This is a genomic window from Actinoplanes sp. ATCC 53533 (assembly GCF_003947245.1).
In genome coordinates this window covers 1-10,351 of the sequence record NZ_QHHV01000317.1, presented here as the reverse complement: position 1 = coordinate 10,351, position 10,351 = coordinate 1, and the positions used below count along the sequence as shown (strand labels likewise).

The following is a 10,351-nucleotide window of genomic DNA, read 5'->3' as shown; positions in this document are numbered from 1 at the left end:
TGCCAAAGCATCATCCTGAATGCGCGATCAACACACGGGGCGATCAGTCCCGACGTCTATTCGCCGTTGCCGGCCATCGGTCTCGGAGGAAGGTCAGCTCGGGTCAACGGCCCTGCCGTCGTGCTCGGCGATTCGCTCACATCGGCGACCAGGTCGTCGCGGGCATAGGCGACCGGGACCGGATCGTGGCGGGCAGCCGCAGACCTCCGCGGCGTCGGTGCAGGACAGGCCGGTCATCTCCCTGGCGGCTGGCACGATCACTGCGACGACAGCCACGGGTCCAGTGCGGTACGGCACCAACGATCGCAGCTCGTCGACCAAGCCGAGGACCGTCGTCGACGACGGGCTACGGCGGTGATCCGAACCTGGTGACGGCTGTCGACGGCTCGGCCGAAGGCGCGCAGGGTATCCCGGCCGGCGAGGTCACAGAACTCGACGGCGGACAGGTTCGGGTCGAACCTGCCGGCGTGGTCGCCGGCGAGATGGTGGCGCAACGTGGTCACGGTGTCGAGGTCGAGGTCGCCGGTCACGGTGATCGTGAGGATGCCGGAGGGCGACGGGCAGACGATGGCTGTACACCGACAGCCGCCGCGCGGGAACGCGTTGCAGCCTCGGACAGGCGGCTTCTTCCGCGTGCGCGAGACACGCAAGCCTTCCCAGAGAGACCGCCGGCAGTCGTCGGCCGGACGGTGGCGGCGAGTGCGATGCGACGCGGACGACGTGCAGCGCATGCACGATCGCGGTGACCGGGGAGGCTGCGACCACCTGCCACGTCCCAGACCCCATGGCTTCGCGTAGAGCCGTCTCCGGCCGCCAGCAGGCCGACGCAACCTTCAGGTAACGCGTTAAGGAGACTGCCTGACAACGGGGTCGTCAGACAGCCTCCTTCCGCCGGGATCCACGCCGGTAGCGTGCGTCCCGGGTGTCAACCACCTAACCTCCTTCGGAGTCTAGGCGACGCCCAGCCCGGCGTGGGCCGGAAGAAAAAATGACGTGCGCAGCCAGTTCCTCATAGCCCTGGACAGCGACACCGGCAGCCCACCCGGCTGCGCCGGCGGCATGCTCGCCGTCGTCGGCCGTTCCGGTTGACGAGCACGGCGCATCCGTCCACCAGCGGACTATCGAGCGGCAGTAGCGGCACGGCAGTCGTCAGGACGCCGCCGACGCCATCTTCACACGGAGCGATACCGCTGCTGTACACCTCGTCGCGGGAACCCGTGACGTTCCCGCCGACCTCAGCCATGATCTTGAGTGGCGTCCCGGCGTAACAGGCGAGCGCTGCCCCGGATTTGATCACCGCAGGTCTTCAGGTGGAAGCAAAGTGCGGTTTCATGCGGTCTGGATGAGCTGGACGGATTCGTCGCCAGCGGCTTTGTGACGGTGCGTCCAGGTCTCCAAGGCGGTATGGCAAGCGTGGTCGAGATGCCGCAGGTTGGTGAGGTCGAGTTCGACGGGCCGGGTGACCGGCAGGGCCTCCAGCGTGTCTAGCAGCTTCGGCAGTCTCAGGAAGGTCGCGTTGCCGGTGATGGTGACGCGGACGGGGCCGTGGCGGCGGTCGTCGACGGCGATGTGCAGGCGGGAGGTTTCCCAGGCGGTCTTGATGACCGACAGCAGCAACCCGATGAGTACGCCTTCGAACATGTTGATGGTGACGATGGCGGTCGCCGTGGCTAGCAGGACGAGAGCCTCGCCGCGGTGGGTGCGCCACAGCCGTGCCACGGTCGTGGCGGGAAGCAGTTTGAAGCCGGCATGGATCAGGACTCCGGCGAGCGCCGCGGTGGGGATGAAGGCCAGTACCGCGGGCAGCAGCGCCGCGAACAGCAGGAGCCACGCGCCGTGCAGCACTCGTGACGTCTTGGTCCGTGCGCCGGCGTGGACGTTGGCGGCGCTGCGGACGATGACCGCCGTCATCGGCAGAGCGCCGAGCAGTCCGCAGATGGTGTTGCCGGCGCCCTGGGCGACGAGTTCCTTGTCGTAGTCGGTCCGGGGCCCGGTGTGCAACCGGTCGACGGCGGCTGCACTGAACAGGCTTTCCGCCGACGCGATCAGCGTGAACGCGACGACGGTGACCAGCAGTCCCAGGCCGGCCGCGCTGGTGAACTGCCCGGGGCTGGGAGGCTGGATGACGTCGAGCAGGCCGCGCACCTCGAGTGTCGCCACGGGAAGGCGTAGCAGCGTGACCATCGTGGCGGTCACCGCGACGGCGACCAGCGCACCGGGTACCACCCGTGCCCGGCTGGGGATGCGGCCCACAGCACGATGATCGCGATGGTGACGGCGCCGACGAGGAGGGAACTGATGGCGGTGCTCTGCCCGGCCGCGGCCGCCGCGGCCGCCGGCAGGCCAGTGATCTTCCCGAGCCCGGTGGCCGGAGCGGTCATGCCGGTCAGCGTGTACAGCTGACTTGCGATGATGATCAGGCCAATGCCGGCGAGCATTCCTTCCACGACGGCGACGGAGATGGCCCGGAACCAGCGTCCCAGTCGCAGCAGACCCAGGAGTAGTTGTAGCAGGCCCGTGGCGACGACGATGACGCCGAGGGCGGCGAGTCCGTAGGTGGTGACGGCCTCGAACACCAGAACGGTCAGTCCGGCGGCGGGTCCGGACACCTGCAGGCTGCTGCCCGGCAGCAGCCCGGTGACGAGGCCGCCGACGATGCCGGTGATGAGGCCGAGCTCGGCGGGGACGCCGGAGGCGACAGCTACGCCGACGCACAGGGGAACGGCGACGAGGAACACGACCAGGGATGCGGGTAGGTCGGTGCGTAACGCATGGCGGATTGAGACGGCGGTAGGCATGAGTCTCTTTCTGACGGCGATCGGTACGGGCGGGCGGTAATGGCCGTTCGCGCGGCTACAGAGCGGCGAACGTGCCGGTCGCGGACTCAACGCGCTGACCCGTCCCGTATCGATGGCGTAGAACCAGGCGTGCAGCCGCAACCGCCCCTCGTGCAGGCGTCGCCGCACACCCGGATAGCCCCGCAGGTGATCAACCTGGGTGAGCACATGGCGACGCGCCAGGGCCACGGTGTCGTCGTCGGTGTCCGCGGCAGGATCAGGCTGATACTCGGCCAGGTCCAGCCATTGACGCAGCAGCGGTGTCTGCGCGGTGGTGTGGGGTTGTGCCAGTCCGGCGACGGCGCCGCAGTGGCTGTGCCCGCATACCACGATCTCGGGGACGTTCAGCGCCTCGAGGGCGAACTCGATGCTGCCGCCAACCGCACATCCGGCATCGGGGCGGTAAGGCGGCACGATGTTGCCGGCGGTACGGACCTCGAACAGCTCACCGGGTGCGGCGTCGGTGAAACGTGACGGCATCACCCGGGAGTCGGAGCAGCAGATGAACAACGCTTGTGGCCGCTGGCCGCGCGAGAGCCGGGCGTAGTACTCACGTTGGTCGGCGATCGTCGCGGGGAAGTTGCGAGCGTTGGCAATCAAGGAATGCATGGCGAAGTGGTCCTCGTCGGTAAGGCAGAGACGGTAGGCGGGCGCGGAGAAGCGTCCGGCCATCACCGGTGACGACGAGCGGCAGGCGCATCGCAGCGGAAACCCGTTGCTGCCCGTACCTGTTTCGCCGTCAGTTACGGCAGGCCGAACGCTCCGGGCCCGATCAGCAGCGCAGGTTGCCCGACAGGGTCGGGTCACCCGACACCCCTGCGCCCGGACACCGACCCCTACGTGCGGCTCTGGACAACGAGACCGCGCCGGCCTGGTCCGGCAGTACCACTGAGACCTTGCCCGGACCGCTGGTGGAACCTTCCTGCGGCTGGTGGCTGCGAACGGCAAGACCCACGGCGTCGGAGTCGTCGCGGTGCACGGTGTCCGCCGTGTACGCGCCTGCGTCCGCCGCGTCGTCCAGCAGGCCGGCCGGCGCCGCGCCGGCCGGCGGGTCGCCGGCCGGCGGGTCGCCGGGCGGCGACTGGTCACTGGCGAGCTCGATCGCCACGGCCGACGTCACGCCACAGTGCGGCAACCCGACGTGCAACACCATCGCGCACAGCAAGAGCAGGACGAAACCCGCCGCTCTGCGCCCCATGGTCCTCCGCCTCCCAGCTCGCACGTCAGCAGGCCATCGTCCCGGGCCTCCCGCAGTCGGGTGCATCGATCCGCGCCGGCCGCCCTCAAGCACAACGACTATGGCGGCGTCGCGTCTCAAGACGTTGACCACATCGCAAGCGACTGCACGGACAACCTGCACTATGCGCACTTTAACGGACGAATCTGTATAAAGTCTGAGGGTGCAATAGCCCGCGAGTCCGCCAGCACGACCACCTGAACCGTTGCGTGGAGACGATACGGCCGGAGAATGGGCGAACGGTCAACCGACGCGATCGTCCGGCGATGGCGTGTCCGCGCCGGCCGTCGAGCAGGGCCTTGCCCGCGCTCCGTAGGCTCGATGGCAACCTCACCAGCCGGCCGGGTGGCACACACCCCCGGCGTCGGCGGGTTCTACCTGCAGGGTGGCGTGGTCGATGCCGAACTTCTCGTCCAGTGCGGTGCGGGCGGCGGCCAGCACCTGCGCGGTGTCGGCGCCGTCGCCCAGGCGCAGGTGGGCCGAGGCGACGTCCATGCCGGAGGTGAGTGTCCAGATGTGCAGGTCGTGAACCTGCGCCACCCCCGGCACGGTGGCCAGCGTGGTCTGCACCGCGGGCACGTCGATGTGTTCGGGTGCTGCCTGCACCAGGACCCGGATGGCGGCGCGGGCCAGTTGGTAGGTGCGGGGCAGGATGAACAGGCCGACGGCGACGGCGATGATGGGGTCGGCGTACCACCAGTCGGTCACCGCGATGACCGCCGCGGCGATGATGACGCCGACGGAGCCGAGCAGGTCGCCGAGAACTTCGAGGTAGGCGCCGCGCACGTTGAGGCTTTCCTTGGCGCCGGAGCGCAGCAGCAGGAACGCGACCACGTTGGCGAGCAGTCCCGCGACCGCGACGATCATCATGGGTCCAGCCAGCACCTCGGGGGGTTCGCTGAACCGGCGTACCGCCTCGACGAGCACATAGATCGCAACTCCGAACAGCAGGACGGCGTTGGCCAGTGCGGCGAGGACCTCGAGCCGATAGGTGCCGAAGGTGCGCTGCGGGTCGGTGTTAGTGCGGCTCGCGGCGTAGATCGCGGCCAGGGCCATGCCGAGGCCGAGCACGTCGGTGAACATGTGCCCGGCGTCCGACAGCAGCGCCAGCGACCCGGTCACCCACGCCGCGACCGCTTCCACCACCATGAACACGGCCAGCAGCGCGAAGGCCCCCCACAGCCGCCCGCGGTGACGCTGTCCGGCCCGTACCGCTGTCTGCCCGTGATCGTGTCCAGCGCCCACTTTCCCCACCCTTTGCTCGCAGCATCCCGCGTAAGTATGCACTCATTGCCATACGTGCAAAACTTGGCAATGAAAGCCCGCTCCGTCTTTGTCCTGCCAGCGCGGTGACGACGCGAGCCGCCGGTGGCGGATCCGCGGGCCGGCTCACAGCCGCCGTCAAGGATCGGCTCGTACTATCGCCGCCGTCAGGCTGTCTCCCGAGGGGCCGCTTGATACGGCGTTCGCTGTCGCCGCCGCGATCGCCGTAACGGCCCGGACGATGAGAAGGAGCACGTGATGTCCGACAACCCGCTACCGGATCCGTCTACCGTGCCGGTGGACGACGTTCGTTCGCCGCTCGCCCGGCTGCGCGGCGCGGCGCTGCGGTAGCGCACCTTGAGGGACTGGTGGAGACGCTGCAGGCGCAGGTCGCCGCCTTGGATGCCGCCGACGAGCATCGTCGCGCGGAACTGGCCGGTGTCCGCGCCGAGACGACGGAAGCCCAGGCCTCGGCGCGGGAGGCGCGGGCCCGCGCTGAGGAGCGCCGCCATCTCATCGAGGCCTTGCGCGAACAGCTCGGTCAGGCGCGGGCCGCGGCGGTGCAACCGGTCGCGGACGATGGCGGGGCCAAGGTCCTCAGCTGGCGCCGGCGCTGCGGCGCTCGCTCGTGATCAGTCTGTGCCGACCCCGGAAAACGCGGACGCCGGTAGCCATTGCCAGCATCGGCGCCCATGTGACGTGGGACGGGACGCGGCCCGCCGTTCAACACGCGACGGCAACACCTCCGTGGACAGCAGCTCGCGTCCCTGAAGGACCGCACTGCTGGCGATGGTCGGACACCTGCCCCGGCCAGGTGACATGTGTGGTGGCAGGGGAACGATCGACCCCTGGCTCAGCGACTGAATGGCCGGTAGGGAAAGGTTGCGTATCGTGAAGTCGCCTCGCTGGACGTTGCGGGCCGCGGCGGCGGCCGGAGTGATCCTTGCCGTCGGCTGGCCGGCCTCGATCGCGGCCGCCCATGCCGCGCTGAAGTCGTCCAACCCGAAGGACGGCGCCGTGCTGTCGGCCGCGCCTGCCGAGCTCAGGCTCACGTTCAATGAGAAGTTGCAGGACGACTTCACCACCGTGCGTCTCAGAGGGCTATAAGTTCGGCTATGACTGCTTCATACGTTGAGTGAGCTTTAGACGTCTTTCGGGGGTTGCGTCGTCGCTCGATGTCGTGAACGTTGCGGCCTGGCTGATACCCGGGCGGCGGTGGTGCGTAGGGCCTGGTCATGGAACGTAGGGCGTACTCGACTGATCTCTCTGACGGGCAGTGGGCGTTGATCGATCCGTTCCTGCGGGCGTGGAAGGCGAAACGTCCGTCCCCGTCGGGTCATGAAGGCCGCTACGAGATGCGGGAGATCGTCAACGCGCTGTTCTACCAGAACCGGACCGGTTGCCAGTGGCAGCTGTTGCCGCATGACCTGCCGCCGTGGTCGGCGGTGTACTACTACTTCGGACTGTGGCGTGACGACGGCACCGACCAGGTGATTCATGATCTGCTGCGGTGCCAGGTCCGGGAGAAGGCCGGCCGGGCCGAGGACCCGTCCGCGGTGGCGTTGGACACCCAGTCGGTGCGTGCGGCGAACCACGTCCCGGCCGCCACGACCGGCAAAGATGCCGCCAAGCGGGTGCCGGGCCGGAAGCGGGGCCTGGCGGTAGACGCGTTGGGCCTGATCATCGCGGTGGTGGTGATGGCGGCGTCGGCCACCGACAACCAGATCGGTGTCCGGTTGCTCGACCGGGTCGTCGCGCACACCTCGACGGTGACCAAGGCGTGGGTCGACGCCGGGTTCAAGGACGACGTCGCGATCCACGGTGCGGTGCGCGGTATCGACGTCGAACAGGTCTTACGGTCCGACAGCCGGGCAGGGTTCGTGCCGATCGCGAAGCGGTGGATTGTGGAGCAGGTAAACGGCACGTTGATGCTGCACCGCCGCCTCGTGCGCGAGTATGAGATCCGGGAGGCGTCCAGCGAGTCGCGGACCTGGTGGGCGGCCACCGCGAACCTTCTCCGCAGGCTGTCCGGCACCGCCACGCCGAGCTGGCGGGCCACGTGAACCCGGCACCGATCCTGGAAGTGATCACCGCTCGGGAAAGCGTCGCGGGCGTAGCCGCGGACGAACTCCGCGGGCAGATCAGCGCGCTGTCGCAGCAGTTGACCGCGCTCGAGACCGAGCTGGCCGAGCTGGCGACCACCCGGAACACCCTGCTGCGGTTGGCCGGGCACACCGACGACGGCCAGTGCGCCGGCACCGGTCCGGGTAACCCCACCTACCAGCAGATCCTCGCCGTGTTCACCACCGCCGAGCAGCAGTTGCGCGCCAAGGACATCTGCCGTGCTCTCGGTATCGGCGTCACCGCCAACCACACCGAAGGCCTGCGCGCCAAACTCAACCGCCTGGTCACCCGGGGCGTGCTCACCGAGGACCAACCCGGCCTGTTCGCGCTCGCCCCGGCCCCGGCCGGGCACGCCGATGCCACCGTCGCGTAACGACATCCGTAACGACAACGGCGCCCGGACCGCAACCTGCCCCACCTGCCGGCAGCCGTTCACCCCGATCCGCCGTCAGAGCTACTGCACCCCCGCCTGCCGCCAAGCCGCCTGGCGCGCCCGTCACCCGCAACCCCAGCCGGCCACCACCATCATCGCGCCGGCCACCAACCGGCGGGCCATCACCGTCTATCAATGCCCACGCTGCGACACCCGCTACCTCGGCCAGCAGTGGTGCCACGACTGCCACACCCCCTGCACCCGCCTCGACCTCGGCGGCCCGTGCCCCCACTGCGACGAACCCGTCGCGATCAGCGACATCATCGAACAACCTCGATAACTCGAACGGCGACACGCGCAGCGAAAGCACCGAAGACGCACCCAGTCTACGAAACAGGCATAAGCGCACTTATAGCCCTCTCAGCTCAGCGGGCCGTAACGTCGACCTCGGCGATGCGGATACCGCCGGGGCGGTCGTGACCCAGCCGATGCCCGCTGACCTGTCCGCCGGTACGTACACCGCGGCCTACCGGGTGGTGTCCGCGGATGGTCACCCGATCGCGGGAAAGCTGTCGTTCCGGCTGACTACGCAGCCGCAGCCGCAGGACGGCGTCTCCCCGTCGGCGGCGTCGCCATCGGCCGCTGCGCCGGCACCGTCGGCGGCGAGTACGGTCGCCGCCGCCCCCGTGGCCGCGGACAGCGACGACGGTGGCTCCGGCTGGGGGTGGATCGTCGGCGCGGTCGCCGTGGTGGCGCTCGTCGTCGGCGGGGTGCTGGTGGCCGGTCGTCGGCGTCGTCCACCGTCCGGCGGATAGGCGGGCCGAACGATGGCTTCCGTGGACACACTTGCGGGTGATCGGCGGCGCGTGATCGTCCGCGTCGCGCTCATCGTGGTCGTGGTCGCTGCTGGGGCTACGGTGTTGTCGCTGGTCGTCGGAGGCGGCGTAAGGCGCGACAGCGGGCTCGCCGACGGCGCGGTGGCCGTGGCGTGGGCGCTGCCCGGGCTGCGTCTGGTCGCTGAAGTCGCGGCCGTGCTCACGGTCGGATCTCTGCTGGGCGCGCTGGTGTACAGCCCGCGCGGTGACGACGGCGCGCTGTCCGTTGCGGCGTGGCGGCACAGTCGGGTCGCGGCGGTGGCCGCACTGGTGTGGACGGTGGCGGCCACGCTGCAGGTCCTGTTCGTCACCGCTGATCTGACCGGCCGTGCCGTGACCGGACTGAGCGCCCGGCTGGTCGTCAACACGGCCCTGTATGTGCCGCAGGGACGTGCGCAGCTGATCGCCGCGGTCGCGGGCCTGGTGGTGTTCGGCTGTGCCTGGCTGGCCGTGCGGCCGTGGCTGCTCCTACTGGCATTGGCAACTGCGGCTGCGGGCATCGTCCCGGCCGCGTTCGCCGGGCACGCCGCCTCCTCGCTGGACCACGCCACGGCCACCACCAGCCTGGCCGCCCACATCCTGTTCGCGACGATCTGGGTAGGCGGTCTGGCCGCGCTGGTGTTGCACGCCCGGTGGTGTCCTGACGGGCTAGAGGTCGCCGCGCGCCGGTTCAGCGCGATCGCGGTGTTCTGCTTCGCCGCGGTCGCGATCTCGGGATTGATCAACGCCTGGTTGCGGGTCGGCTCGATCGCCAACCTCGCCGGGCAGGGCTACGGTTCCCTGCTGCAGGCCAAGCTGCTCGCACTCGCCGTGCTCGGCGGCATCGGCTGGTGGCACCGGCAATCCACCCTGCCGAAGCTGGCCGACAACCGGTCGGCGTTCATCAAGCTGGCCGTCGTCGAAGTCGTCATCATGGCCGCCACCATCGGCGTGGCCGTGGGCCTGTCCCGGGCACAGCCGCCGGGGGCCTTGTCGGTCTCCGATCTGACACCGGCGGACGCACTGCTCGGCTACCGCATGCCCGACGCGCCCACGCCCGCGTCGTTCCTGCTGGACTGGCGGCCCGATCTGCTCTTCACGACCGCGTGCATGGTCGGCGCCTGGCTGTACCTGGCTGCGGTCCTACGATTGCGGCGCAACGGCACCCCGTGGCCTGCCCACCGGACCCTGTCCTGGCTGGCCGGGGTTCTGGTCGTGCTGGTCGCCACCGGCAGTGGCCTGGCCCGCTACGCGCCGGTGCTGTTCAGCGCGCACATGGTCGTGCACATGCTGCTGGCCATGCTGGCACCCATCCTGCTGGTCCTCGGCGCCCCGATCACCCTCGCGCTGCGGGCGCTGCCGGCGACAACCGACCGGCGCTACCCCGGGGCGCGGGCCTGGATCGTCGCCGCCCTGCACTCGCGGCCGGTGCGGCTGCTCACCAACCCGGTGATCGCCGCGGTGCTCTGGGTCGGTGGCCTGTACGTCATGTACTTCTCCGACGCCTACGAATACGCGCTGCGCAACCATCCCGCGCACCTGGCGCTGTACCTGCACTTCCTGCTGTCCGGGTACCTGTTCTTCGCCGTGCTGATCAGCCCCGACCCACTGCCACGGCGGGTGCCCCACATGGCACGCCTGGTGGTCCTGATGGCCTCCCTGG

At 69.5% G+C, this 10,351-nt stretch carries 11 protein-coding genes and 1 pseudogene; 7 read left to right on the top strand and 5 right to left on the bottom strand.

Features of this window, described 5'->3' with window-relative positions; all coding sequences use genetic code 11:
• Positions 1-257: 257 nt before the first annotated feature.
• The 5 genes from DMB66_RS55310 to DMB66_RS55290 form a co-directional block, all read right to left on the bottom strand.
• Positions 258-530, bottom strand: coding sequence for a hypothetical protein (locus DMB66_RS55310; protein ID WP_125812049.1), 273 nt, complete (start codon positions 528-530; stop codon positions 258-260).
• 799 nt (positions 531-1,329) lie between these two features.
• Positions 1,330-2,253 carry a SulP family inorganic anion transporter gene (locus DMB66_RS63270; RefSeq protein WP_199753206.1) on the bottom strand — a complete coding sequence of 308 codons (924 nt, stop codon included), beginning with the start codon at positions 2,251-2,253 and terminating at the stop codon, positions 1,330-1,332.
• Complete coding sequence (locus DMB66_RS63265) at positions 2,193-3,509, bottom strand: carbonic anhydrase (RefSeq protein ID WP_199753205.1); 1,317 nt, start codon at positions 3,507-3,509, stop codon at positions 2,193-2,195. The genes DMB66_RS63270 and DMB66_RS63265 overlap by 61 nt, the downstream gene beginning before the upstream one ends.
• A 100-nt stretch (positions 3,510-3,609) precedes the next feature.
• Entirely contained in the window at positions 3,610-4,035 is a 426-nt protein-coding gene (locus DMB66_RS55295) for a hypothetical protein (RefSeq protein WP_125812048.1), read from the bottom strand.
• A gap of 369 nt (positions 4,036-4,404) precedes the next feature.
• On the bottom strand, positions 4,405-5,319 hold the full coding sequence (locus DMB66_RS55290) for a cation diffusion facilitator family transporter (RefSeq protein WP_125812047.1): 915 nt from the start codon (positions 5,317-5,319) through the stop codon (positions 4,405-4,407).
• A 386-nt stretch (positions 5,320-5,705) separates the two neighbouring features.
• Here DMB66_RS55290 and DMB66_RS55285 point away from each other — a divergent pair, with 386 nt between their 5' ends.
• The 7 genes and pseudogenes from DMB66_RS55285 to DMB66_RS55255 form a co-directional block, all read left to right on the top strand.
• Entirely contained in the window at positions 5,706-5,969 is a 264-nt protein-coding gene (locus DMB66_RS55285) for a hypothetical protein (protein ID WP_125812046.1), read from the top strand.
• A gap of 259 nt (positions 5,970-6,228) precedes the next feature.
• The gene (locus DMB66_RS55280) at positions 6,229-6,444 is read left to right on the top strand and encodes a copper resistance CopC family protein (protein ID WP_199753204.1); all 216 of its coding nucleotides are present in this window, start codon (positions 6,229-6,231) and stop codon (positions 6,442-6,444) included.
• 128 nt (positions 6,445-6,572) lie between these two features.
• Complete coding sequence (locus DMB66_RS55275; protein ID WP_125812044.1) at positions 6,573-7,400, top strand: IS5 family transposase; 828 nt, start codon at positions 6,573-6,575, stop codon at positions 7,398-7,400.
• On the top strand, positions 7,397-7,834 hold the full coding sequence (locus tag DMB66_RS55270) for a prefoldin domain-containing protein (RefSeq protein WP_125812043.1): 438 nt from the start codon (positions 7,397-7,399) through the stop codon (positions 7,832-7,834). Before DMB66_RS55275 ends, DMB66_RS55270 begins: the two co-directional genes overlap by 4 nt.
• On the top strand, positions 7,818-8,174 hold the full coding sequence (locus tag DMB66_RS55265) for a hypothetical protein (protein ID WP_125812042.1): 357 nt from the start codon (positions 7,818-7,820) through the stop codon (positions 8,172-8,174). The genes DMB66_RS55270 and DMB66_RS55265 overlap by 17 nt, the downstream gene beginning before the upstream one ends.
• A 109-nt stretch (positions 8,175-8,283) precedes the next feature.
• Positions 8,284-8,649, top strand: a pseudogene (locus DMB66_RS55260) (copper resistance protein CopC); the annotation flags it as partial.
• 21 nt (positions 8,650-8,670) lie between these two features.
• A partial coding sequence (locus DMB66_RS55255; protein ID WP_158647681.1) for a cytochrome c oxidase assembly protein occupies positions 8,671-10,351 on the top strand: 1,681 nt, incomplete at its 3' end.

Coding starts and splice junctions, on each gene's coding strand:
- DMB66_RS55295 (WP_125812048.1), bottom strand. CDS start 4,035: ATGGGGCGCAGAGCGGCGGGTTTCGTCCTGCTCTTGCTGTGCGCGATG.
- DMB66_RS55275 (WP_125812044.1), top strand. CDS start 6,573: ATGGAACGTAGGGCGTACTCGACTGATCTCTCTGACGGGCAGTGGGCG.
- DMB66_RS63265 (WP_199753205.1), bottom strand. CDS start 3,509: ATGGCCGGACGCTTCTCCGCGCCCGCCTACCGTCTCTGCCTTACCGAC.
- DMB66_RS55265 (WP_125812042.1), top strand. CDS start 7,818: ATGCCACCGTCGCGTAACGACATCCGTAACGACAACGGCGCCCGGACC.